The sequence below is a fragment of the Chryseobacterium sp. MYb7 genome, assembly GCF_002979455.1.
GTDB lineage: Bacteria > Bacteroidota > Bacteroidia > Flavobacteriales > Weeksellaceae > Chryseobacterium.
The window spans coordinates 74,814-99,801 of the sequence record NZ_PCOU01000002.1 but is presented as its reverse complement, the minus strand read 5'-3'; the positions used below and the strand labels follow the sequence as shown (position 1 = coordinate 99,801).

21 protein-coding genes are annotated in these 24,988 nt (G+C 34.2%); 11 read left to right on the top strand and 10 right to left on the bottom strand.

Annotated elements, in window-relative coordinates; translation table 11 throughout:
* Window positions 1-409 precede the first annotated feature (409 nt).
* Window positions 410-1,624: a hypothetical protein gene (locus CQ046_RS02385; protein ID WP_105700734.1), complete on the top strand. Its 1,215-nt coding sequence runs from the start codon at window positions 410-412 to the stop codon at window positions 1,622-1,624.
* A 303-nt stretch (window positions 1,625-1,927) separates the two neighbouring features.
* On the opposite strand, the gene CQ046_RS02380 is transcribed toward CQ046_RS02385, so the two are convergent.
* The 4 genes from CQ046_RS02380 to CQ046_RS02365 all read right to left on the bottom strand — a co-directional run bounded on the left by CQ046_RS02380 (window position 1,928) and on the right by CQ046_RS02365 (window position 4,389).
* Complete coding sequence (locus tag CQ046_RS02380) at window positions 1,928-2,254, bottom strand: transposase (protein ID WP_105700733.1); 327 nt, start codon at window positions 2,252-2,254, stop codon at window positions 1,928-1,930.
* A gap of 28 nt (window positions 2,255-2,282) precedes the next feature.
* Window positions 2,283-2,723 (bottom strand): transposase, encoded by a 441-nt coding sequence (locus CQ046_RS02375; RefSeq protein ID WP_105700732.1) that lies wholly within the window; start codon window positions 2,721-2,723, stop codon window positions 2,283-2,285.
* Between the two features lie 161 nt (window positions 2,724-2,884).
* Complete coding sequence (locus CQ046_RS02370; protein ID WP_105700731.1) at window positions 2,885-3,883, bottom strand: hypothetical protein; 999 nt, start codon at window positions 3,881-3,883, stop codon at window positions 2,885-2,887.
* A 38-nt stretch (window positions 3,884-3,921) separates the two neighbouring features.
* A complete protein-coding gene (locus CQ046_RS02365; RefSeq protein WP_123906559.1) occupies window positions 3,922-4,389 on the bottom strand; it encodes a hypothetical protein in 468 nt (155 codons plus the stop codon).
* 352 nt (window positions 4,390-4,741) lie between these two features.
* Here CQ046_RS02365 and CQ046_RS02360 point away from each other — a divergent pair, with 352 nt between their 5' ends.
* Entirely contained in the window at window positions 4,742-5,707 is a 966-nt protein-coding gene (locus tag CQ046_RS02360) for a helix-turn-helix domain-containing protein (RefSeq protein WP_165790449.1), read from the top strand.
* Window positions 5,708-5,898: 191 nt separating this feature from the next.
* Here CQ046_RS02360 and CQ046_RS02355 read toward each other — a convergent pair whose 3' ends face one another.
* Complete coding sequence (locus CQ046_RS02355) at window positions 5,899-6,453, bottom strand: hypothetical protein (RefSeq protein ID WP_105700728.1); 555 nt, start codon at window positions 6,451-6,453, stop codon at window positions 5,899-5,901.
* A gap of 90 nt (window positions 6,454-6,543) precedes the next feature.
* On the opposite strand from CQ046_RS02355, the gene CQ046_RS02350 reads away from it, so the two are divergent.
* Both CQ046_RS02350 and CQ046_RS02345 read left to right on the top strand, forming a co-directional pair.
* Window positions 6,544-6,777 (top strand): helix-turn-helix domain-containing protein, encoded by a 234-nt coding sequence (locus tag CQ046_RS02350; protein ID WP_047486272.1) that lies wholly within the window; start codon window positions 6,544-6,546, stop codon window positions 6,775-6,777.
* A gap of 171 nt (window positions 6,778-6,948) precedes the next feature.
* A complete protein-coding gene (locus tag CQ046_RS02345; protein ID WP_105700727.1) occupies window positions 6,949-7,890 on the top strand; it encodes a DUF2806 domain-containing protein in 942 nt (313 codons plus the stop codon).
* 246 nt (window positions 7,891-8,136) lie between these two features.
* On the opposite strand, the gene CQ046_RS02340 is transcribed toward CQ046_RS02345, so the two are convergent.
* The gene (locus CQ046_RS02340; protein ID WP_228406853.1) at window positions 8,137-9,099 is read right to left on the bottom strand and encodes a beta-1,6-N-acetylglucosaminyltransferase; all 963 of its coding nucleotides are present in this window, start codon (window positions 9,097-9,099) and stop codon (window positions 8,137-8,139) included.
* Between the two features lie 261 nt (window positions 9,100-9,360).
* On the opposite strand from CQ046_RS02340, the gene CQ046_RS02335 reads away from it, so the two are divergent.
* From CQ046_RS02335 to CQ046_RS02315, 6 genes are all read left to right on the top strand, one after another.
* A complete protein-coding gene (locus tag CQ046_RS02335) occupies window positions 9,361-10,485 on the top strand; it encodes a helix-turn-helix domain-containing protein (RefSeq protein WP_105700726.1) in 1,125 nt (374 codons plus the stop codon).
* A gap of 141 nt (window positions 10,486-10,626) precedes the next feature.
* A complete protein-coding gene (locus CQ046_RS02330; RefSeq protein ID WP_105700924.1) occupies window positions 10,627-11,673 on the top strand; it encodes a serine hydrolase domain-containing protein in 1,047 nt (348 codons plus the stop codon).
* Between the two features lie 122 nt (window positions 11,674-11,795).
* Window positions 11,796-12,728: an AraC family transcriptional regulator gene (locus CQ046_RS02325; RefSeq protein ID WP_228406852.1), complete on the top strand. Its 933-nt coding sequence runs from the start codon at window positions 11,796-11,798 to the stop codon at window positions 12,726-12,728.
* Complete coding sequence (locus CQ046_RS23830) at window positions 12,697-12,921, top strand: helix-turn-helix domain-containing protein (protein ID WP_228406851.1); 225 nt, start codon at window positions 12,697-12,699, stop codon at window positions 12,919-12,921. The genes CQ046_RS02325 and CQ046_RS23830 overlap by 32 nt, the downstream gene beginning before the upstream one ends.
* An 89-nt stretch (window positions 12,922-13,010) precedes the next feature.
* On the top strand, window positions 13,011-13,553 hold the full coding sequence (locus tag CQ046_RS02320; RefSeq protein WP_105700725.1) for a DUF3575 domain-containing protein: 543 nt from the start codon (window positions 13,011-13,013) through the stop codon (window positions 13,551-13,553).
* Between the two features lie 182 nt (window positions 13,554-13,735).
* Window positions 13,736-15,691: a KUP/HAK/KT family potassium transporter gene (locus tag CQ046_RS02315; protein WP_105700724.1), complete on the top strand. Its 1,956-nt coding sequence runs from the start codon at window positions 13,736-13,738 to the stop codon at window positions 15,689-15,691.
* Window positions 15,692-15,834: 143 nt separating this feature from the next.
* Here CQ046_RS02315 and CQ046_RS02310 read toward each other — a convergent pair whose 3' ends face one another.
* A complete protein-coding gene (locus CQ046_RS02310) occupies window positions 15,835-17,748 on the bottom strand; it encodes an amidohydrolase (RefSeq protein WP_105700723.1) in 1,914 nt (637 codons plus the stop codon).
* A 509-nt stretch (window positions 17,749-18,257) separates the two neighbouring features.
* Here CQ046_RS02310 and CQ046_RS02305 point away from each other — a divergent pair.
* Complete coding sequence (locus CQ046_RS02305; protein ID WP_105700722.1) at window positions 18,258-20,657, top strand: TonB-dependent receptor plug domain-containing protein; 2,400 nt, start codon at window positions 18,258-18,260, stop codon at window positions 20,655-20,657.
* A 138-nt stretch (window positions 20,658-20,795) separates the two neighbouring features.
* Here CQ046_RS02305 and CQ046_RS02300 read toward each other — a convergent pair whose 3' ends face one another.
* The 3 genes from CQ046_RS02300 to CQ046_RS02290 form a co-directional block, all read right to left on the bottom strand.
* Window positions 20,796-21,815 carry a S41 family peptidase gene (locus CQ046_RS02300; protein WP_105700721.1) on the bottom strand — a complete coding sequence of 340 codons (1,020 nt, stop codon included), beginning with the start codon at window positions 21,813-21,815 and terminating at the stop codon, window positions 20,796-20,798.
* Window positions 21,816-21,880: 65 nt separating this feature from the next.
* The gene (locus CQ046_RS02295; protein WP_105700720.1) at window positions 21,881-22,939 is read right to left on the bottom strand and encodes a serine hydrolase domain-containing protein; all 1,059 of its coding nucleotides are present in this window, start codon (window positions 22,937-22,939) and stop codon (window positions 21,881-21,883) included.
* A gap of 155 nt (window positions 22,940-23,094) precedes the next feature.
* Window positions 23,095-24,234, bottom strand: coding sequence for a helix-turn-helix domain-containing protein (locus tag CQ046_RS02290; protein WP_105700719.1), 1,140 nt, complete (start codon window positions 24,232-24,234; stop codon window positions 23,095-23,097).
* Window positions 24,235-24,988 lie beyond the last annotated feature (754 nt).

Genomic DNA, 24,988 nt, shown 5'->3' with positions numbered 1-24,988 from the left:
TTCTACTTCTTATACCCATAAACCAGATTGATTATTTATTGATTAAAAAGATGAACGCAAAGTTTATTAATAATTTCATTTATTGTAAGCAGGCAAAGCGATGCGACTTTGTCACCGGCAAATCAACAAAGTTGATGCTATCTTCTGCTCTCCTAAAACCAATAATTTCAAAAATGAAAGTTTTACACCATAAAATCACAAACAACATTTTATTTTTTCAATAAAAGAACAATCAAAGTATGTTATTCATATAAAAACAGAATTCAATATAAATAATTTTAATCGAAAATAAAATACTGAAATCAAATAAAACATTACCAATTAATTAACTTTCATCAATTTTAAAGTCATTATTTTTTATTTTCCATAAAAAAAGTTATATTTGACCTACAACATAAATCACCTTAATATGAAAACAAAATTTGCACAACTCAGTGTTATCCTTATTTCTGGATTCTCATTTGCCCAAGTAGGTTTCAATACAACCTCGCCAAAAACAATAGTGGATGTATCTGCTAAAAGAGATACTTCAGGAGTGATTACGGATAACACACAAACATTCGGATTACAGGCTCCGAGGCTTACAAGAGCTGAGCTTACAGCCAATACGGCAACCTACAGCAGCGATCAGAGTGGAGCATTAATTTACATTACTGACGTTACTGGCGGAGACGCTACGGGACAACGTGTCAATGTTACTGCTATGGGCTATTATTATTTTGATGGATCTGTGTGGCAGAGACTTACACAAGCAACAAACGCCATCTCTCCAGCAATTTCTGCATTACAATGTACTTCAGCTTACTTAAGTCCTTCTACTTATACTGCCGGTACACCTTTCACCGGAAACCTAAAAGTTACCTATAGCCAGGGAAACGGTGGTACCTATAATTCAGGAGCTCCTTTTACTGTAAATGGATTAACCTTCCAGCTAAGACCCGGAACTTTAGAGTTTGGTGACGGCGAACTGGTATTCTCAGTAACGGGAACACCTACCACTGCTAATGATATGACTCTTCCTCTGAACAGCACTGCAATTCCTTTCTTAACATCAGGACAGAACTGTACCGCTATAGTGGGAAATAGCAGCCGTGCAGACATTTCATCTCTCGCTGTGATGGGATATCCTACCCTAACAACCGATCCCAACGGGAAACAAGCTTATACTTTACCTCTTGCTACTTCAGATGGTAAATATTCGATCAGGGTAATATTTGATACCACAAGTGGTACAACCGCTGCAATTCCTAATGTACAATTGTATAATAATACAGGTTCTACCGTTAATCTGTATTGGAATTACAATACCGAATATGGTGGTTATATTGGTTCAGCTGTAACCACAAATAATATTACTTCAGGAGTATGGGGCGGTATGGCAGACTCATCAACTAGCTGGTTTCCTCAGGGCACAGGGGCAGTAGGATCTGCTTACTGGGGAAACCTAGGGATTATAGACGGATCCAGTGGACCTGAACACAGAAGATATACCTGGATAGACAGTAACCCTTCTTCAAAAACGGCTTATACTGCAACCATTATGGTAGGAGCCCCTACTACAGGTAGCGCTCAACCTAACCTTTCTAAAGTATTCATAAAGATAGAGCAGGTAAAAGCACAATAATGATATAATGATATGAATCTACACGGATAAATGTATTGAAAACTTTTGAATGCTTTTTCATTCAGTGATTCGATTCTAACAGCACAAATGAAACAAGAGGCTGTATTGAAAGTTTTTATACTTTGATACAGCCTCTTTCTTATTACTTAATTCCCACTTTTGTAATGAAAATAAACTAATTGAATTAAATCTAAGGGTTCCCAAACACCTCTAACTTTTAAAAATAATCAAATACAATTTACAAGCATTCTAAATATTAACATCACGTCCTATAATTTAAAATACCCTGTAACCATAAAAGTCTCATTTCAAAAACAACCTTTTCCATTTCGTTAAACTGTTTCTACTTACATTAAACACTTTTGCTGTCTGAACATTATTCAGACGATATATTTTCTGATAATTTAAAATTCTTAGGATAGCTTCCTTATCATATGACCGGTATTTTTGACTATTCTGCGTATCAGAGCTATCCTCTTCACCAAATAACATCTTATTAACCTTTATTACACTGAGAATATCCAGATTATTTTTCAATAAAGGCTTAAATTCTTCACTTCTTTGCGGAAACTTTTTTTTAATAAGATCCATGTATATATCATTATAATTAGGGTAATTTATCTTTTCCATTATAAGATTGATTTTTCTATGACTTAGACTACGGCCTGCCCAGTCTTTTACTATACTTATATAACCACCTGTTTACCGTTGTTTTCGGAATTTTATATTCATTAATCACATCATTAATACTCTTTTCACCCGTTTCAATGATTTCCAAAATAAAATCTATCAAGTCTTTGGTATAGATATTCTTCCGGAACTCCGGCATTTTAGAATGGTTCGTATTGAGGTCTGAAATATGATTTACGTTTTGGGGAGCAAACAAAATAATGTGTTGAGTGTATATTCTGAAGAAATCATATTTTAATAATTTACTCCATTTAAGCAAAATATCAGTATTCAGATTTTCTGACTGGTACATTTCTTCAATTTTTCCTTCACTACATTTAAAGTATTTACCTATGCGTTCCTTTTCTATTCCGTAGTCTTCCACTCTTTGCCGGATCAAAGATCCTATATTTATAGTCTTAAAATTCATAAATAAGATTGGCGTTACGCCTTTAATAATAATTTTTTGAGAGCGATTTTGATTCACAAATTATATGAACAATCGAAATTGAGGATTGTTCATATAATGTAGTATATAGATATTGTGTTTTATACACAAAGAACTTAAAGATAAAGTTCTAATAATGACAATTAATACCTACCATAAGTCGGGGTTAAAATATTATCATTGTTTGTTGTCCCCAATTGACGATAAGCATTATATCCGCAAACTATGATTCTATTGGAGTTTTCAAGATCTGTTCCTACAAGCAGACCTGAATAATCCAGATCAAGAGAAGTAAGGATAATGTCACCGTCATATATTTCACTGTTTAATTTAGCCCAGGTAGTAATTTGTGCACCACCATTAGAAAATCTGTAAGCTGTGTCCACACCGAATCTCCACATATAATGATTGGTTATGATTGCCCCACCCAGATCACTAAAGTCAAAATCAACAATTTTTTCACCAGCAGCCATCGTAATATAACCTGTAATATCCTGTAAATCTGATGAAGTTGAAGCTGCGGTTCCCAGGCCGATATAAGATTTTGAAATTCCAACAGATTGCGCAGCCCATATTGTCCCGTTACTTAGCAATGCAAAACTTCCATTATTACCAATCATTACTTTTTTTACAACACCGCCTGATGCGGTAGCTGCTGCAAAAGAAGATGTAATTTCTATTGGAGTTGATTTCACCCCGTTAGCTCCAAGACTTGAGCTTAGCCCTGCATTACTGTAATTTCCCCAGGCATAAATTTTATTATTATTGGTAATAGCAGTAAACATATCATTGGCATCAACATCATCCCCGCCCCAGATGGATTTTACATTACTTAAAGAGGCTATTTTTGTAAAACTTGTTGTATATCCATTTACAGTTCCCAGACCCGTTTGTCCAAAACCATTATTCCCTGCAGCGTATACATATCCTTTATTGGTAAGAATAATGGATGCATAAGGTGACATTTGTACCTGTATTGCTTTCTCATCTGCGGCAGCACCACTTAATGTAACCTCCTGCCATGTATCAAGATTTGAAAAATTTCCTGTTCCCAATTTCCCGTTAGTATTAACTCCCGTAACAAAAATTTTTCCATCCGTATTGATCAGAATGCTGGATTGATAACTACCGTTTACTGTCAATATATTGCTTTTATAGACTCTTTTGGCAGGAGATACAGCTACCGGCGGTCCGGGTACTCCAAACCATATGCGGGGTATCCTGCACCAGTAGAATAATCCTTATCTGCTGCATTGCCAAATACAGTAGCATACTGAGTTCCGCTGAACTTTTTCTGCATTAACGGCTCCGTCAATGTGGAAAAAGAACTCGCTACCCAAAAGGTATTTCCTAAAGCCGTAATACTTACATTGGATTGATCAATTAAACAGTTGGACCACCCGGCGCCTGTCTTTACACGGATACACTGGCTGGTCTGGTCATATACCAAAGTACTTTCTACAGCAGTGCTTCCGGATGGTGTTACGGTGTTATTAGCATCATCAACGACCGGCAGAACCAGACCGTTTTTGACGCCATTCTTGTTTTTTATATCTAACACGCCCTGAGGATTCTGAGTATTGATACCTACCTGTGCTGCAGAAAAACTCGAAATAGAAATTAAAACTAGTAATACATTTTTCTTCATTTTGTTGAATATTTTAATGGTTAAACTTATCTTGTAATTTTCAGACAATACTTTAAAACTATTTCTTAAAAAGCTTTGATAATAAAGCAAAAAACAGATGTATAAGATTGTACTTGGCAAATGTATAGGTTACCTAAAATCTTAATAACAACAACAGTCATCAAATTGTAAAAAACCAAGAAAAACAACATAACTAACTGAAAATAAAATAAATAAAACTTCAAAAAAAACTGTTTTTTGTTAAATTGATCTTTATGATGACCCTAAATTTATTTATTGATTCATGCCGTTATTTTTATTAATTTTACAAATGGAAACAAATCAACTTTTACTCCTCAAGGAAAAGGAGTTCATGAAAAATTTTATATTATTTACATCCCCGTTTTATTTCTTTATGGGTTGTTTCTATTTTATTGTTGATCCGGAAGGAATTGGTTATTTGATTATTTTCTCGTTTTTCCCCTGTGTGGTGGCTGGCTGGATGATTGGATTAAAGAAAAAATTAAGTTTTAAGGTCCTTACCACTATGTATGTGGTTGCGTATTCTATTTTTCAATATTCTTTCTATCTTATCTATAATTCTGTTTTAATACAGGCTCTTTACTATATTCCTGTTTTTCTTATTTTAAATTATCATTATAAGATGCGGACATTAATTTTATGGGCCATCTATATCATGATTTCTTTTCTTAGTCCATTCCTCTTATCCAGATACATCAATATTTCGCATCCTCTTCAACTTAGCAGAACGGAAGATATGGTTCAGAATATTTCGACAATAATAACTGTGCTGTTCTGCATATTCTTTGTGCTGCATTATCTGAAAATATTTAATAAAATAAAAGAGAATAAGATTCTGCAAATTCAAAATGAAAATTTATTACAACCTCAGGTACCAGCTGCAGACATCCATCCAAATAATGCGGCGATTACCACGGTAAACAAAAGTAAACCCTACCAGGACAAATTTGACGAGCTTTATCAGAATGCCATCAAGTGTTTAGAAGAAAAGAAACTCTGGCAGGATCCCAGCTTCTCGCTCAATCAGCTTGCAGAAATGCTTAATACCAACCGTACTTATCTTTCTAAAGCATTGAAGGAAAAAGGAAATACTAATTTCAACAATCTGTTGAATCACTACAGGATTAAACAGGTACTGGAAGATTTTGACAGTATGGAACATAAAAATTACAAAATTTCATCCATTTTCCAGAAAGCAGGCTTTGCCTATCAGGCAAGTTTTAACAGAGTGTTTAAACAGGTTACGGGCTGTACTGCAACAGAATATTTGCAGCAGCAGGAGAAATACGAAGTTTAAACAGGTCACACTGTTCCTATCTCTGTTCTTCTGAATTCAATTTATGCTCTGTCGGCTGCTACAGAATAAAAAATAAATATTATAAAGTCCAGCACTTCCTAAAAATGTACCTGCTCTCTGAAGTCTCCTGACTTTGGAGCAGGTTTAAAGGAAGACCAGCTGATTCACAACTCCCCACCTTTTACTTACGTTTAATCTCCTGATCCTGAATTAGTTTCAGCCATTTTCTTTTCTCTCTTTCTTTGAAGGATAAGGTGCGCGGCATCCAGCATTTTAACTGTGTGGATGTACGGCATCACGATATTCCTTTCCGGTAGATTTTCATAGACACCCATTGAGAAATAGACAATTCCGGACATAAAATAATCAAATTCTTTGAGGGTGTATTCTCTGAATGCGTTTCTGAAAACCAGCAGAGGATTCCGGTATTCCTTCTCCGAAAGCAGGCCAAGAACCCATGGGGAAATCTTTTCCGGTTGGGTATCTACCGTCCATTTTCTTTCCTTCAGCATGATGAGATAGCCTGCCCGGATCAACGACCGCATCGATTGATGAAACTGGAAGATCACCGCCGGATCTTCATTGATCCAACTATTTCTCTTTACTGCATAATTCATAATGTTGCTGAGTCTTTCTTTGGAAGCATCCAGCTCATTGAACTGAAAGAAAGTTTCCATCAGCTGCAACCCGGAGTGCTTCTTGTCTGCCCAAAACTGGGGAGCAAAATCTTTTTTTATCTTTTTCATTGTTTGTATTTTTTTATAAATGTAAGAAAAGAAATTCAATTACGGTCGATCGACCGTAATTTTTTATTATTTAATTATTTCATTTGTTCCATGACAGATATAAACGAAAAAATTTGTTTATACATTACAAAAAAATGGTTGATACCTTGGCTTCAAGAAGGCAAGTCACAAAATTCTTTTGCCAAAAATCATGGTGTGGAAGAAAGTACCATTAGAAAAATTAAAAGTGAAGAAACTTACAGAATACCAGTTGAAACACTTTTTAAAATATGTGAAGCAAGAAAAATTAGTTTATCTGATTTTTTTAAACTTATAAATGAATAGTCCTGACGAAAGTTGGGATTTTTTTGTGAGAAAATTTGCAAAATCTTTAAGGAATTCCGTGAAAATACTGATTGAAAATTTTAAGATGATTTTTATTTTAAGGGCGTATAAATTACTCAAACACATTAAGATAAAAACATCGATTTATTAATTGAAAAGTAACTAGATATCATGAATGAACAAAATGATAAAGACAACAAATTTATTATATTCTTTGAAGAATTAAATAAAATTCCTCTTCCTGGATGGATTAAAAATAATATCCTAATAGCATTAGGAAAGGGAATTGGTAAGTTAATTATTTCTAGCTTTGATTGGCCAACAGCCTATTTGGAATCCAAATCATTAAGCATAAGAACAAAAGCAGAAGGAAATAGAATAATACAAATTGAAGCTGCAAAAAATGCTTCTGAACTATTTAAAGCAGACTCTGAACTTACTAACAGAGCATTACATTATTATGCTGAGAAAATTGTTAGTTATCAAAGTAATAGAGAAGATATAGCAACTAATTTTATCAAACAAATACAAACCCATAAAATTAATGATGAAAACCAAAATAGTATTGATGAAGATTGGCTTGACATTTTTTGGAGCGTTGCTGAAACAAAAACAAATGAAAATTTGAAAATTATCTTTGGGAAGCTTCTTGCTCAAGAAGTTACTAACCCAAAAAGTATTAGTCCTACAACTCTTCAATTAATAGCGGCAATAAACAGTGATATAGGAGAAACATTTACAAGACTTTGCAACTTATCAATTGATATTGGAAACTTTACATTTGTTGTCCATCCAAAGGCTAATACTTTGTTTAATAATTATGGAGAGTTATCAGAATATGGAATTAGTATTAGTGAGCAAATGGAATTAGAAAGTCTAGGACTTATTAGGTCAATAAATTCAGTAAGTCTTCAAATAGGATCACAACAGGGATTGGTCGAAGCAAACTATGCTGGACACAAAGTTGAATTTAATTTTGGTAAGGGAGTAAACATAATAGATTTAACAAGAGCTGGCAGGGAAATTAGGAATCTACTTGATCTTACCCCAAATCAGAAATACACAGATTTTTTATTTAATATGCCTGACAACCTTATAAAATTCAAAGAATAACTCATGTTATTCAAATTTTATCGATTTCAAAGTTTTCATTCAATCAAACCATAACAAAAAACTTAATTACTAACCATCATCTTCTCCCCGCTCCCCGAAGTTCTCCCAACTTTGCAGCAAGTTTAAAGAAAATAATCTTATTTACCAGCTCAAAGTCTGGATACTAGATCTACCCGTTTTTACCAGCAATAAAAAAACCTCTATCAAGTTTGATAAAGGTTTTTTATTACAATTTCAATAATCTTTTTAGTTGAGATGATTAAAATTTCTGTCCATATTTTTCACATGGGTTATTTTTACTGATGTTTTAAAAGGCTCATCATATTTCATCTTAATATAATCAATTATTTTATTGTCAACATTATCATCGAACTTCCTGGCAAAAAGATGATTTCCTGTTTGGAGAAAGCTTATATCTGTTTTGGTGAATGTTTTAGGACGTAATTTGATGTCTCCGTCAGGAATCCAGATAATTGCTCTTTTGTCATCATTGACTAAAGTACCTCTAAATGAAGTATTCATCAAAACGGTTTGAAAGAAAGATTCATCAGCAATGAGTGTATTTAAATAATACTCTTCAAATTTTTTAACCTCAGCATTGTTGTTTATAAATTCACAGCAATCTCTCGTCAAAATCATCCATTGCCCTCCGATATAAGGTATGACATCTTTCATGAAGCCTCTTTTATGGGTTTTGTCAGAAATACGATCTTCCAACTCTTCAAAATAGTTCTCAATTCTGTTCATCGTTTCAGGTCTTATTTTTTCCTGATTGTCAATTTTAATATAGCTTTTACCATTATTTTTCGATAAAAACTCTTTGATGATTTTTTGTGATTTTAACGGATAATCCTGCCCGCTTAGGTTTATAAAATAATCCCATTTTGCATTCATGCTCAACAGGTATTTTATACCATCCAACTCAGCCTGAACCATACTATATCCTCCCCAAATAACATTTTCACTGTTTAGGATATGTACGTTCGGATATTGTTCTAAAAAATCCTTTACATCTTTCCCAATTTCCTGATTGGCTTTTTTGTCAATATGAATAAGGTAGAAATTAGTAGAATCGTAGATGGCTTTAAAAAGCTTCTTAAATTGATTCGGTAAGCGATGTACTAAAATTAAGTATGCTATACTAATTGATTTCATTGGAGTTTCACCAATTCTATGTCCGTCGCTTTCGCTTACATAAACACTTTTCATTTTATTTTGTTTAAAAATTACTAATGTTTACAACTTATTTCATAAAGTATTAATAGACATTTTTATAAATATACGAAATTTAAACTACTTTTATTGAAAATAATAAAATAAAAACATTCTCAACCCACTTAAAGCTTTGGATTGCGAAAGAATGGATTAATAAAATTTGAGGACTGATGATGATGAAATACAATATTTGAAAAATGATGATTGACAATCATTTCTCTTTATGACTTATATCCTATTTTTGTAAAAAAACTAATGGACAAATTAAGTTTTCTGGAAGTTATTGCTGCGATTGCCGTTTTTGTATCGCTGCTGCTTGCCATATTTTTAGTAACGGTAAAAACAGAAAGAAAACTGGAAAACAGATTATTTGCAGCATTCCTTATCATTAATGCTATTGATATCAGCGGAATTTTCATGCACCTTTTTGTGGATAGTTACAATCTGAAAGCGTTCAAAATATCTGCTTACTTATTGGTAATGCCTCTTTTCTATCTGTATGTGAATGCTGTTTGTTATTCTGATTTCACTTTAAAAAGAAAGCATTTGCTGCATCTTATTCCTTTTATTGTTGCCAACTTAATTTTAGTTCCAAGGCTTTATCTGGCGGAAGGTACTGCAAAAGAAAATTTCTTTACAACGATGTGGAGTTCTCCTGAAATGTTTATTTATCAACTCATCGGGGAACTGCAGTTTTTCTTTTATATCGTTGGCATATTCCTTATCCTTAGAAAATATAAGAAGATTTATCTTGAAAATTATACGAATCCCAACACCTTATTATACCAATGGCTGTCTCAGCTTACCCTCATATTTCTGTTCATTCATCTATGTATTATTTTTAAAAATATCATCCGATATACCGCATATAACGACTTGTTTATCTGGATCCATATTGCAGCGGGAGCTTCATTTTTATTGGCCGCCTGCTGGTTTATCTTAAAGGCATTACATTATCCTGAACTTTTTCGAAGAATTGATTCTACCTTACAACCAACAGAAGATTTTGCCGAAACATTAGAAACTGAAAATACAACCGACGAAACAAAAAATTCTCAGATTGAACAGCTTAGAAAATTCATGATTGAGAAAGAACCTTTCTTAGATCCTTCATTAACGATTCAGGAATTGGCAGATCAGGTGAATATTCCCGTTCGTGAGCTGTCTGTATTAATTAACCATCATCTCAATCAGCACTTTTTTGATTTCGTAAATGAATACCGCATTAAAAAAGCAATGACCCTATTGAAAGATCCCGCGAGGAAAGAATATACGGTGTTAGAAATTTTATATGAAGTGGGTTTTAATTCAAAATCTTCTTTTCATACCTATTTTAAAAAATATACGAACCAAACACCAACAGCATTCAGAAACAACTGATAATTAAATAATTGCAAATAATCAAACTTTGGATTGTAAATAATCGGACTCATTTTATTCATTACAATGCGTCCGACTTTTTTACACGGACTTTTTTCAAGATTCTCTACAGCATATTTGCATCAAATTAAAATTCTGACCATGAAATATGTAACCCTTATTATATTTTTTGCCTTACTTGGATGCAAAAGTGTCCACCCAACCCATCAACAAAATGTTGAAAATGCAATTACAAAAAATGCGCTGAAGTTGTTAGAGGACAAAAGATTTCATTCTGTTTCTATTGCTGTGCTTAAAGATGGAAAATCCACCACAAAACATTTTGGAGAATTGACAATTGGAAAAGGAAACAAACCCAACGATTCTACTCTTTATGAATTAGCTTCTGTAACCAAAACCTTTACAGGTTATATCGCCGCTAAAGCTGTACTTGATCAAAAAATACATTTAGAAGATGATATCAGAATCTATCTGGACGAACGTTATCCCAATTTAGAATATAAAGGGGAACCTATTAAAATCAAACACCTCATCACCCATACTGGTGGATTTCCTAATTTCCCCATAAAAAGCGAAAATAAAAAAGCTTTTTTTGAAGGATTAAAAATCATCAAAATTGGAACGAAACCCGGAGAAGTCTATTCCTATTCCAACACAGCACCGGAGCTGACCGCCTATATCCTTGAAAAAGTATATCAAAAACCTTTTGAAGAACTGGTCATTGAATTTATTCTGAAGCCCAATAATATGAACCAGACAAAGTTTACACTCAATAAAAGTGACAGAACAAGATTGGTAAAAGGCTATAACGATAAAAACGAGATAATGCCTAATTTCAACAGAACGTTGTGGGGCGGAATTTCAGGATTGCACTCCACGACCACGGATTTAGTGAAATATATGAAACTGCAGCTTGACCCATCAAATCCTATTGTCAAAGAATCTCATAAAAGATTATACAAAGAAGGTTCTGATTTTTGGGAAGGTTATCATTGGTACATCATAGAAAATGATAATCAATTACTATACAGACATCATGGAGGGATATACGGAATGCAGAATTGGTTTGTGATTTATCCTAAACAAAGCATAGGAATATCCATATTGACCAACACCAGCTTTAATGAAACGGGAGAAATTTTAGAAAAAACAGTTGATAATCTGTATGATGACATCAATGTAAAATAAAAAATAAACGGCCATCTGTATTGATATCAATCCGTTTTATCAATTCGTATGAAAGAATTATATTTAAACTATAATTCTCAGGATAAGCCAAAGCAAATCTTTACAACAACTTTTATAAAAAATTGATTTATACAACACTTTTAAATATTGCGGTTTTCCAGGGAATCATCTTAGGTTTAGTGATCTTAAAATCTTCCTTATTCAACAGTAATTCAAACAAATATTTAGCATACTTACTATTTACCCTTTCAATTATTTTACTGAATTATGTTTTTGAGCTTCATCACGTATTTGCCTCCTATCCTCTTCTCCATTTTACAGACAATATCAATTGGGTATTTCTAATGCCTGCTTTCCTATTCCTGTTTATCATAAACCGGATTGATCATACCAGAAAATACAAACAAAAAAAATATTTGTGTTTTATCCCATTTGCTTTTTCCGCTATCCTTAACATCATCAACGATCTTGATCATGTTGCAGGAGTTTATACTTTTTCTGAGACCGGCATCACTATCATCCAAATATTGAATCTGATTCAAATTTTTTTAGCTATTACATTCATCCCATTCCTTCCAATTTACTCTTATTTTATGATAAGACATTTAAAAGATTCACAGGAAAAAAAATGGATACTAACCTTTTTGACAATTGTTTCTTCTGTTCTGTTTGTTTGGCTTATTACCGCTCTAGCCGGCTTATTTTTTAACTATGATATATCTTCAACAATGCGTGTCATAGCTTTATTGGCTACATTCATCATTCATTGGACAGCTTATATAGGCATTTACAAATATAAACTTGCCAAAAACAGAGAGGCTATCTACAATTTTTTAAATCCAGATTCAGCTATTTCGTACCCTGATCTGCAAATTGTAGAAAGTAGTACACCCCAGGAATATAAGGAGTCTATTACCGTGGATAATCTTTATTTTCAAAAACTGGAACTTCTTTGCAAAGAACAGCACATTTATACCGACAGCACATTAAACAGAGAAAAAGTAGCTGAAAAACTAGGCATAAGTGCAGGAAATTGTAAACACAATAACAGGTGACAACTTTGCTCATTATATCAATCAATATCGGGTGGAAGCAGTAAAGGAAATGATATCAGATTCAGAATATGACAACTATACTTTGCTGACGATGGGCTTAGAATCTGGGTTTACTTCAAAAACAACTTTTTATAAAGCCTTTAAAAAAGTGACCGGCCAAACACCTAATGAATACAAAAACGCCCTCAAATAAGTACCATTTTCTCCATTTTTAAGCTTTTGAAACCTGTTCCAATTTGAATTCATTGAGTTTTGCACTTAAATAATTCAAATAACTTTTTTATGAAAAAAATCTTTTTACTCATCATCACTTTATGTGCTTTTTATTCTGTCAAGGCTCAAAGCAACGAAAACAACGCGGATTCATATGAGAAAAAAAATGAAATTAAACTGAATTTATTATCTCCTTTAATGGGTGCTTTTGAAGTAGGTTATGAACGGTTTCTTAACAAAAATTCATCACTCGGAATTTCTGCATTTAAGGTTTATAACCATTCAGCAAATGAGGACATGAATTACTTCATCTCTCCCTATTACAGACATTATTTTGGAAAGAAATATACTGCCGGTTTTTTTGTTGAAGGATTTGGAATGTTCACTTCCATTGATGGTAAAAAAATATATGCAGCAGATAACGTAGCATTCACTGAAGGTAAAGATGTTTATGATCTTGCATTAGGAGCAGGTCTTGGCTGGAAACTGGTGACAAAGAAAGGATTTGTTTTTGAAGCCAATGCAGCTTATGGAAGACTTCTATTCAATGCAGATAAAACAGATCATGATCAGGTTATAAAACTCGGATTAAGTATTGGCTACCGATTTTAATAAATGGTTTGAAGATAATCTGGTCTCACTCCTTTAAAGAGATATTTAACAACTGTCTCTTTTTTATTCAAATTACGATGGTCCAAATTTCTAAGATGTCTTACATTGACACATGTAAAGAATATCAATAAGTTTTTGTACATACATTCTAAAATTTATTTTACTTTGCAGCAAAACATTTTATGACTGGACAAAATACTTCTGAGTTCCACAAAAGAATAACATTAGGAGGTTCTTTAATTGCCATAGGCATTGTATTTGGAGACATTGGAACCTCTCCCCTCTATACTTTAAATGCAGTTTTTCATCACAGAATCATCACAGAGGCCATTGCACTTGGAAGCTTGAGTTGTATTTTCTGGACCCTTGTTTTTCAAACGACTATTAAATATGTTTTAATCACTTTACAGGCTGACAACAAAGGCGAAGGCGGAATTTTCTCACTCTATGCTCTGGTAAGGAGATTCAGCAAAAAATGGCTCATTTTTATTGCGATGGCCGGAGGAGCTTTTCTTATGGCAGACGGCATTATCACCCCTCCCATTTCCGTTGCTTCTGCAGTGGAAGGTGTTCAGGCAGTTGTCCCCGGATTCAATACAGTCCCCATCATTGTTGGAATTTTAATTGTTTTATTTATCTTTCAGCAATTTGGAACAGACAAAATAGGGAAAGTCTTCGGGCCGGCAATGGTAATCTGGTTTGGATTCATCGGAGTCTTGGGAGCTATGTCTTTAAGTGAAAACTGGAGTGTTTTAAAAGCTTTAAATCCTTATTACGCTTATCAAATGTTAGTAAACGAGCCCAAAGGATTCTGGCTGCTAGGCAGTATTTTACTTTGTACCACGGGTGCAGAGGCTTTATACAGTGACATGGGACATTGTGGAAGAAACAATATAAGAATAAGCTGGCTTTTTATCAAGGTAGCTTTAATATTAAGCTATGCAGGACAGACAACATGGTTAATGAATCATGTAGGTGAAGAAGTTGGAAACTTAAGTCCATTTTACCATATAGTACCCCCATCTATTTTTTGGTTTGCATTAGTCATTGCAACATTGGCTACTATTATTGCTTCACAGGCTTTAATAAGCGGCTGTTTTACTTTAATCAATGAAGCAATCAGACTCAATATCTGGCCTAAACATCTGGTTTTGTTTCCCAGTAATGTGAAAGGGCAATTATATATTCCGGCTATTAATTGGTTTTTAATGGTTGGTTGCGTAAGTATGGTTTTACATTTTAAGGAGAGTACTAAAATGGAAGCTGCATTTGGGCTCAGCGTTACATTGACTATGCTGATGAGTACAATTTTGATCAATTCATATCTAAGAATAAAAAGAGTTCCTCTGATTTTTAATTTCCTAATTACAGGAATCTTTTTAGCCATCGAAATCAGCTTTTTGGCAGCAAACCTTCAAAAAGTAAAAGAAGGAGGATGGATTACCTTAATTATTGGATTCTCTTTATTTGCCATGATGTATATCTGGTGGAGAGGAAGAGAAATAAAATCCAGTATTCAGCCATTTGTAAAATTATCAGATTATATTCCAATGCTGAATAAGCTAAGTTTGGATGAAAATCTCCCTAAATATGCTACGAATCTGGTATATCTCACTACTTCCAACTCTGAAAAGAAAATTGAAAAAACAATTATTGATTCAATATTAAAGATAGGATTGCCAAAACGGGCAGACATCTACTGGTTTGTTCATGTCAATATTTTGGATGAACCTTATGCTCAAAAATATTCAGTTAATACCATTATAAAAAATGATGTTTATTATGTAGAATTTGATTTGGGATTCCGTGAAGAGCCTAGAATTGGTTATTACTTTAAACAGGTAGTGAATGACATGATTGAAAGAAATGAGATAGACGTTATGGATTCTTTAGAGCAGGCCTACCAGCAAAATAAAATTGGTGATTTTAAATTTGTATTGATGGACAGCTTCCTTTCTTACGACAACAAAATGCCTATCTGGAAGAATTTTATTATGAGATCTTATTATAATTTACTCCACTTATCCATAAAAGATCATATCAATTTTGGATTGGATGTAAGTCATTTACAAATGGAACAATACCCATTGGTTGTGGTACCTTTTGTTCAAAATAACCTGGAAAGAAAAGAAAATTAGGAAAACTTCAGGATCAATATTTTCAAAAATATTTCCTTATTGAGTTACAACATATACAATCAAAGCCATAAAAAAATCAGAGTAGAAATCATCTACTCTGATCGGGTTTGATTAGCAACTATTTAATTCTTCTCAGAAATAAATTATACGTTATCTGAAAAAAACACTTTTTTTCCAGCTACTTCTTCTGTACTCTTATTATTTACATAAACAGGTATACCACCCACCCATGTTTCCAATACGGGAATATCTCTCATTTTCATATACTGTAATGATGGAGTATTTAATGAAAGAGGATCTTGTTCCAATATAACAAAATCAGCAAAATACCCTTCATTTAACGATCCCACCCATTTGTCAGCATAACACTGCCAGGCAGCATCATAAGTAACAGCAATTAAAGCCTGTTCAGGGGTAATACGTTCGGCACTATTTAAAACTTCAATATCCTTCGGATTTTTTTCCATGATTCTGGTAATCGATTGCTCCATCATTCTTAAAGGACCCAATGGACTTACTTCATTGTCACTGTGAAGGGTAATTCTCATACCCGCAGCAAGTGTGGAACCACAAAGATCAAGCATTTGTGCCTTTTCCCCGAATATCACTTCCTTAAAAGCATATCCCCAATAGCCAACATGTCCGATAAGGAAACTTGGTGAAACACCCATTTGGAGCATATTGGTAATTTGATCCGATGTCAGAAGCGAGCAGTGTTCTATACGGTTGCGAAGTTCCGGACCTCTATATTGAGCAAGCGTACGTTGATAAGCATTGATAGCAAATGTTACCGCCTGATCCCCATTAGCATGAACCATCAATGGCCATCCTTTTACAGCTACAACCGTATTGATTAAGGTATTATAACTTGGCGGAATCGTATGCGCCGGAATACCTGACTGCGGGAAATTAAATACTCCCGTATTATCGGCAGGATTACACAGATAAGGAGCACTCTGATAACCCGTCAAACCTTGATTGGAACCATCTGAAACCACTTTAATATGTCCATTATATACCGGCTTATAGTGATCAGGCTCTTTATAATGATCCAGTTTATCTACATCTTCCTGGCTGGAACAAAGATATGCTCCGCCTGTTCTTACCAATTCAGGATGCGTCTCAAAATATTTGGTTAAAAGTGTTTCTGATCCTTTATTCAATCCGGCATCATACATAAAAGTAACGCCTCTTGAATTGGCTGTATTAAAAAGATCCGTCAGATATCTATTGATCTCTATGCTCATGGCAATAATCTGCAGCTTTACCGTCTTCAATGCTGGGGTCATCTGCAAGCCTTCCTGCAGCTGGCCTTTGGTTTCAATAATATATTTTTCAACGGTTTTATATTCGGCCTGTATGTCAGAATTATTCTTGAATACATGCTCCAATGCCATTGTATTCAGATAAAGCGTATGCATGGAAGCACTTAATAACATCATAGGTGTTTTAGCATTAATACTATCAAGTACCGCATTATCGATCGTTATTAGTTCTTTTTTACCGTCTTTTTCCTTAAAAGGCATAAGTGACGGATCCAACCCTCTTCCTAAGATAACAGCTCCGAGAACTTTAGGGGGAATGTGTGCATTGATGATAGCTCCAACTGAGTTCAGATCATATACAGCCTTTAAATTCTGTCCTTCAAAAGGGCTTAGATCCAGCCAGCCATGCATCATTGCTGTAGGAACCATATGAACATGGGGCTCTATCAGACCTGGAAGTAAGGTTTGAGTTCCTGTTAATTCCTTTTTTTGATGTTTCGGATGGTGTTTCGTCATATATTTTGCCACCTCTTTTTTCTCACCGGTTACCACCACTTTTCCATCAGCAAAACCAATGGCTTCAACGGTATCTGTTGATCCGCCAATCATAGGACGAATAATTCCTCCACTGACCATCAGAGTTTGTGGTTTTTCGTGGGTTGCTTTTCCTGAACCTGGATTTATTTTTGTTAGATTTTCTGCACTGAAAAGCTCTTCTTTGAGAACTTCCAAAACAGGATTGTTGCAAGAGCAGTGTGTACAGCCATGTGTGTGTTGGTGTGGTTTTTCCATAAGAATGATTGGGTTTGATTGTATGTTTAATTGTAATTCTATCTGTATTTATTTTCAATTACATATTGCTTTTGTACCCACAGAAACAAAAGCCTACGAACAAGCAAATACAATATATTATTGAAATAAAAATAGATAATTTTTAGTAAATTATATTTACATAAATATTTATGTGAAAATATTTTTCATTTATTTTCATGTATTAGTTTATTTTATAAAAATAATAAAAATATTCATTCAATACACTTTTTTTCACCGGATATTGATTAATTTTTATAACCTAAAACTTTAATTCACAAAACGTTTCCATTAAGTTCACACTTATAACATCTGTTTCTCTCAACATTTAACGGTGAGCACTTTCGGGCAATACTATTTTCTGATGCAGAAATTATAGTAAGGAAATATTCTCATCTTAATTCATTTCTTCTGAAATAAGACGTTAAATATCAATTTTCAAAGTCTTTAAATCATTACATTAGCACAGAATTAAATGCGTTAAGATTTCTATGAAAAATATATTCTGTGTGTTGCTTCTTTCCATGGTACAACCCGTACTGGCACAAGCTAAACTGGAAAAAGCACTTACCAATCTTGAGGACAATTACGAACAAGAAAAAGTATACTTACTTACAGACAAATCACAATATGCAGCAGGTGACAAGATTTGGTTTAAAAGTTTTGTATTTGATGGCTATAACCGTTCTGCATTATCTACTACCCTATTTGTTGAATTGTATGATGCTGATAAAAAATTAATAGACTGGAAAACAACACTTCTGACCAATGGTGAAGGCTGCGGAGATTTTCAACTAAAAGAAGATCTTCCTGAGCAGGTGTACTTTGTAAGAGCTTATACTCCTTACATGACCAATTTTAATGAAGATTTCCAAATTGTCAAAACACTTCCGGTTTACAATCCAAAATCTAAGCAATCATTAGTCATTTCCAAAAGTTCTGACTGGTCTGCAAAAGCTTTTCCTGAAGGAGGAACTTTCATTAATGGTATGCCCACGAAATTTGCTGTAAGGTTATCCAGCAACACTTCTCTCCCGGATAACTGGTCCGGAAAAGTAATAGATATCCAAAATCCTAAAACTCCTGTCGCTACATTTAAATCTTTTGATAAAAATGTAGCCTCTTTTACATTCACTGCAACATCAGGAAAAAAATACCAGGCTGTCATTCAGGATAATTCCGGAAAAATCCAGACAATCGACCTGCCGCAGGCTGCAGACAGCGGCCTTAGTGTAGAAGTCAGCAGCTCTAAGGAAGGTGTTAAATATACATTGAAGGGCGTTAACCTAAAACAACAGCTTCAGGGCTATAAAATTGTCGGAATTATCAATAACCACCTTGCTTACAGAGCCAATATCAATCATCTGACCAATGAGGCATCCAGTCTTATCCCTACAAAAGTAAGCAATGGAGCTAATGCTGTTTTGCAGCTGGCCATTTTTGATGAGCAGGATAATCTTGTTGCCAAGAGACTTTGTTTTATAAAACCCGGCAATTTAAAGGTGGAGAAAGCAGAAATAGTAGGTCAGAGCCTGAAACCTACTCCAAGAGCCTTCAACAGCATTGATCTTTCCCCGGAATCCAATTTTAAAAACTATACAGTTCTCGTAAAAGAGGACAACGGCACTCCAGATACGGAAGATGAGAATCTACTGAGCGGGCTTTGGTTAACAGGAGATTTTACTTCAAAAATAGACAGTCCTGCACAATATTTTTCTAAAACGGCCAATACTGAAGCACTGGACGCGCTGCTTATTTCTGAAACCTGGAAAAGATTCGATTGGAATTCTGTTCTTAGCGGATCTACCCCAGCCATTAAAAACAATTCTCAACAGTTTCTTTCCTATAGGGTAAAACCCATTAAAAACAATGCTCTGCTAGTCAATAGCACAGTAAACCTGGTATTGAGAGCTGGTAAAGGAGATCCTGCCATCAATCAGTTTCAAACAGATCAGAACGGATATGTCTATCTGAACAATATCAATACTGATGAGCCTTTGAACGTTTCATTATTTGTGAACGCGGAAAAAGATAAAGATGCCAGTAGTGATAATTTATTCGTTACAGTGGAACCTCTAGTGAATCCTACCACATTTAAAGGGAATTTCCCGAGCACAAAATATACATTAGTAAAATCTGGTGAAAACAAAACCCTTCCTCCAGCCATTGCCAGAGCCATCAACACGCAGAAAAACATTAAAAAGAAAGAAAGTGCTGATATCCAGATTCAGGAAGTAGCCTTGGTAGGAAAAAAGAAAGATCCGAAAGAAGAGTTAGACAAACAACTGTCTACCGGAATGTTCAGTTCTGTCAATTCTACGGTATTTGACTTCGTTAATGAAAACCAAAATGCCGGAGGGTCCAATAATATCTTAGACTGGCTTCAGGGAAGAACTGCCGGATTAACGTTTCAGAGAAACAATTCAGGGGTAAATGTACCTTATATCCGTGGTCAGCAGGCTAAGCTCTATTTAGATGAAGTACAAACTGATCCTACCATGATCTCCAACCTTCCCATCAACAATATTGCGATGGTAAAAATCATTAAAGGAGCAGGATTAATAGGTGATGCAGTAGCCATCTATACAATGAAAGGCAATATGAAATCTAAAAGCACTGAAAAAGAAACTCCTAACAATAACTCGGCTATCATAAAAGGATATGACAGACCTTCGGAATTCCCTATTGAAATGATCGATGATGACGCTCCGGAAAAAATTGAAAATGACACCAGAGAAACACTGTATTGGAATCCTAATTTATTTGACAGCGATTATGTTCCTCCAAGAATTAAATTCTTTAATAATGACAGTGCAAAACAATATAAAGTCCTGATCATAAGCTTTGATGAATACGACAATATTCTTTATGATCAGCAAATTTTAAAATAACCTTTTTCATACCATCAGAATTACAAAAAGGTACTGAAAACAATCTTATTTTAACCACATAAAGGGACAAGTCTAAATCCAGATCTGTCCCTTTTTATTGATAGATTCTAAAAAAACAGCACACTATCAAAAGTCACTTCAATTAATCTCTTGTTCTAATTGATGAACAAGCTTTTTTATTTCAGCTGGGCTTAGCTCTGTTTTTGTTTCTGTTTTTACAATATTTTTTAAAATTTTACTATGAGCCGCTTTTAAAGCATCTTTGGCTTTTACCTCCTGATCAGGGCTTATACCGATATGTTCCCAGTTTTTCTGATTGACCAAAGAACTTACTTTTCCTGTCGGAACAAGTAACAGATATTGATTTTGAATAACAAAATGATCTACCGGATTGGCTGCTCCAGGTGTTTTCTCACCTATTACTTCAGCCAGTTTATGTTGCTGCAAAAAATAAGCAAGCGCTTCTGCTGCAGAAAAAGTACTTTTGCTGGTAAGGATATAGATTTTTTTATGGAGATATTTTGCCCCCAAAACATCAGATTGTGTGCTGTTTACTACAGTGCTGTCATTATGTCTGAAGTAGGTGGTATAAAGGTCTGTTTTTTTATCAAAAAAATAACTGCAGAACAGGAGAAGCATTTCATTATCTCCCCCTTGATTTTCTCTGAGATCAATGATCAAGGCGCTCGTATTGGCAACAAAATTCATGGCAGCAGACAATGTAGCCGCGCTGGACTTTGATGAAGCAAAGCCTTTATAATTAATGTATCCTATATTGCCCTCCAATCGCTGAACACTTTCAAAACCAAAATTCTCAAGACTGTTGTGAAAATCATGCAGCTTCTCCTTTTCTTTCTCATCAACTACCTTTTCAGGGCTATAGTTTTCCAGATATCTGAAAGAAAAATGGTAGTCTTTTACATCCGATCTCAGTTTCTTAGCAAGAAGCGCTGCAAAATCATTTTTATTCAGCTTATTAAATACTCCTTTTTTAAGGTCGCTTTGAAATGAAGAATCTACTTTTTTGTAAGCTTCTTTATCGATATAATAACGCTTTACTTTTTCTGTAATTTCAGAAAGAACGATTGTCTTATCATCCTTCTGTGCATACGATAACAGGGAATGAAAAAGAACAATTCCGATTACTATTTTTTTCATGGAAATTGGTATTTATTTTAATAAACCGGGATACTCTTTGGTGGTAAAAGACTTATTATTTGTATTTATTTCAGAACAGTATCATAAATTTTGTTCATCAGATCCTGTCTCATTTTTGAGTTTCTCTGATCAAGAAGGATAATGAACCCCCATTTTTTTGCTCTGTTGTAACATATAATGGAAGACTGCCCCATAGAATCTCCTGATTTATAATAAATTGTATTTTTATCATCTGTTGAGATTCCTAAACCTAGCCCCATTTCTCTTTTTTCATCTTTATAAAAGATTTTTTCCTCAATGATGGCAGCCTGCCCTACTCTGGTTCTATTATTTAATACAGCTTTTAGAAACTTAACCATATCAACCGCATTAGATTTCACTAATCCTGCAGGTGCTGTAATATTCCAATTGAAGAATTCCTGAATTCCTCCTTCCGGATTGTGAGCCGTTGTTCTGTTTTTCACATTAAAATCTTTAGTGAATGTAGTTGTCATTTTCAACGGCTGAATAAGTTGATCTCTGATAATGACATCATAGCTTTTACCATATATTTTTTCCAGAATCTGTCCCAGCAAAGTATAGCCAATGGTAGAATATCGGTATTTACCATAATCTTTCAGCTCACTGCAGTTATTGATAATTGAGCTCAATGTATTTTGAGTAACACCGCTTACTGGCTGCTGTGGATTCTGCTCAATCAATTTTGGAAAATCGATGTCAGGTAAACCAGATTGATGGGATGCGAGATCTGAAACTCTGATTTTGTTTTTAAGATTCTGGTTCAATACATATTCCTTCGGAAGGTAGCTGTCTATATAATCATCCAGTTTTATTTTATGGTCAATAACTGCCTGAGCAATTAAATTTGAGGTTAAAATTTTAGTGATTGATGCAATTTCGAATAGAGAATTTTTGTCAATTTTAGTCTGGCTTTCCGCATTCAGATTACCATATGCAGTATAATATTCTTCGTTGTTACTGATGAAGCCAACACTGATCCCAACATTAGGATTTTTTTTATAATTATCCTGTATGATAGAATCAATCTTGGTGGAAAATTTTTGCCCAAAAGAAAAGCTGCTGATGAATAAAAGTACTGCTAAAAGTGAGAATGAAGTTTTCATTGTATCGTTTTTTAAATGTTAAAAATTTATTTCGATACAAAGATGTGGAAGACGCTGAAGCTATGCGACCGAATAAAAGTAATCGATCCCATTTGCTCAGAAAAATAGGTTAGAATCTTTCAAAAAAAGAGTACGAGTAATTACAAACAACTGTATTACAAATTCTTACGGTAATAAGTTGGCGTATTCCCGGTATGTTTTTTAAAGGCAGTATTAAAGGATGATTTTGAATTAAAACCCACTTCATATAGAATTTCAAGGATCGTCACCTTGCTTTTTGTAGCATCTTTTAAAATATTCATCGCATTTTCTATCCGATAGGTATTTATAAAATCATAAAAATGCTGGCCTAATTGGTGGTTGATCAAAAGAGATAAATCCCGGACAGGAATTTGTATTTCACTGGAAACATCCTGAATGGTAAGTGAGGAATTAAGAAAAGGTTTTTTCTCAATCATATAATTTTTTAACCTCAAAAGCTCTTCATTATATTCCTTGTTACTGGACACTGATTCATCACTGTTTTTCTCCTCTGAAATAATCTCAGACACCAGTTTTAATTTTGAATCAACGTTTCTGAACAGCTCCGGATTATTTAATGCTTTGAAAAGATACCAGCAAATAATAAAGAGCGACAGTAATAAAAGCCCAACCTTCATCCACTCAGAAATATAGGGATAATCTGAAAACTTAAAAATATTTTTCAAAAGAGCTATAGCATATACAATGCACAAAACAATCGTAAACTGGAAGAGCCAATTGTAAGAATTTATACTTTTCCCTGCATAATTTTCAAGATAAAGCGTCTTTGATTTTCTTAATACCCTGAAAACACCAACGAAATACGCAATCATCTGAACATGAATCAGGATATGATTAAACTGCAATTCTATCATGCTTTGGCGATTTTGAATAAAGCTGATTTTTGCAGCTGTATCTACCCCATAAAAACGAGGCACTAAAGCCAGATTAGCAATTAAAAACGGAAGCGCATGCAGGATATATTGAGGCCTAAGTTTGAAATCGGAATAGCAAACAGATAAGACATAGAGATAAAAAACCGGAATTTGCAGGTAAGCAAATGTATTTCTAAGCATTCCAAGGTTAGAGGGCCCATCAACCATCATATTAAACAATGGTTCGCTAATATCGATAGCATTGATGATCAGAAAAACAGCAAACAACCTATTGCTTACTTTATGTTTTGTCTCTACGGTAACAAGGAAAATAGCAAGAAGCACTGAAATGAATACGGAAACCGAAGCCACAATAATTAATAAATTACTCTTATCCATTCCTGATTCTTCTTTGTTTTTGGTTATTTTATTTTTAGTCTTTTTTATTGGGGTTTTTCCATATTTTGGTTATCCCCCAAGATGTGCAAATATAAAAATTAGATTGATACTGACTGAGTTTTTTCTCAATTGAATGAAGGAGGCCTTTTATTTCTTTAAAAACGCAAAGATCAAGTTCAAACCGTTTTATCTTTAAGGGAGCTAAGAGGGCGACAAAGTCGCAGATGAAGCCACATGGCTATGCGTCCGCTTAGAAAAATCAATGAAATTGATTCCACCTTTGCTCCCTTGTAATAGGATAATGATAATAGTAAACCTTTGCGTTAAATTTTTAGCTTAACACTGTCATTCTGACGAAGGAAGAATCTCTTTAAAATATATAAGATTCTTCACTACATTCCTGAGCTATGTTTGCAGACTTTTATTTCTTTAAAACGCAAAGATCAAGTTCAAACCGTTTTATCTTTAAGGGAGCTAAGAGGGCGACAAAGTCGCAGATGAAGCCACATGGCTATGCGTCCGCTTAGAAAAATCAATGAAATTGATTCCACCTTTGCTCCCTTGTAATAGAACAATGTTAATAGTAAACCTTTGCGTTAAAAAACCTTAGCCCAGCATTGTCATTCTGACGAAGGAAGAATCTCTCTGAAATATTTGAGATTCTTCATTACATTCCATTTCATTCAGAATGACAGCGTTGGAATCAAGATATTATCATACCAACCACCCGTCACCACGACTCATAATAACTTCC

Coding starts and splice junctions, on each gene's coding strand:
- CQ046_RS02385 (WP_105700734.1), top strand. CDS start 410: ATGAAAACAAAATTTGCACAACTCAGTGTTATCCTTATTTCTGGATTC.
- CQ046_RS02380 (WP_105700733.1), bottom strand. CDS start 2,254: ATGGAAAAGATAAATTACCCTAATTATAATGATATATACATGGATCTT.
- CQ046_RS02375 (WP_105700732.1), bottom strand. CDS start 2,723: ATGAATTTTAAGACTATAAATATAGGATCTTTGATCCGGCAAAGAGTG.
- CQ046_RS02365 (WP_123906559.1), bottom strand. CDS start 4,389: ATGAAGAAAAATGTATTACTAGTTTTAATTTCTATTTCGAGTTTTTCT.
- CQ046_RS02360 (WP_165790449.1), top strand. CDS start 4,742: ATGAAAAATTTTATATTATTTACATCCCCGTTTTATTTCTTTATGGGT.
- CQ046_RS02355 (WP_105700728.1), bottom strand. CDS start 6,453: ATGAAAAAGATAAAAAAAGATTTTGCTCCCCAGTTTTGGGCAGACAAG.
- CQ046_RS02350 (WP_047486272.1), top strand. CDS start 6,544: ATGACAGATATAAACGAAAAAATTTGTTTATACATTACAAAAAAATGG.
- CQ046_RS02345 (WP_105700727.1), top strand. CDS start 6,949: ATGAATGAACAAAATGATAAAGACAACAAATTTATTATATTCTTTGAA.
- CQ046_RS02340 (WP_228406853.1), bottom strand. CDS start 9,099: ATGAAAAGTGTTTATGTAAGCGAAAGCGACGGACATAGAATTGGTGAA.
- CQ046_RS02335 (WP_105700726.1), top strand. CDS start 9,361: ATGGACAAATTAAGTTTTCTGGAAGTTATTGCTGCGATTGCCGTTTTT.
- CQ046_RS02330 (WP_105700924.1), top strand. CDS start 10,627: ATGAAATATGTAACCCTTATTATATTTTTTGCCTTACTTGGATGCAAA.
- CQ046_RS02320 (WP_105700725.1), top strand. CDS start 13,011: ATGAAAAAAATCTTTTTACTCATCATCACTTTATGTGCTTTTTATTCT.
- CQ046_RS02315 (WP_105700724.1), top strand. CDS start 13,736: ATGACTGGACAAAATACTTCTGAGTTCCACAAAAGAATAACATTAGGA.
- CQ046_RS02310 (WP_105700723.1), bottom strand. CDS start 17,748: ATGGAAAAACCACACCAACACACACATGGCTGTACACACTGCTCTTGC.
- CQ046_RS02305 (WP_105700722.1), top strand. CDS start 18,258: ATGAAAAATATATTCTGTGTGTTGCTTCTTTCCATGGTACAACCCGTA.
- CQ046_RS02300 (WP_105700721.1), bottom strand. CDS start 21,815: ATGAAAAAAATAGTAATCGGAATTGTTCTTTTTCATTCCCTGTTATCG.
- CQ046_RS02295 (WP_105700720.1), bottom strand. CDS start 22,939: ATGAAAACTTCATTCTCACTTTTAGCAGTACTTTTATTCATCAGCAGC.
- CQ046_RS02290 (WP_105700719.1), bottom strand. CDS start 24,234: ATGGATAAGAGTAATTTATTAATTATTGTGGCTTCGGTTTCCGTATTC.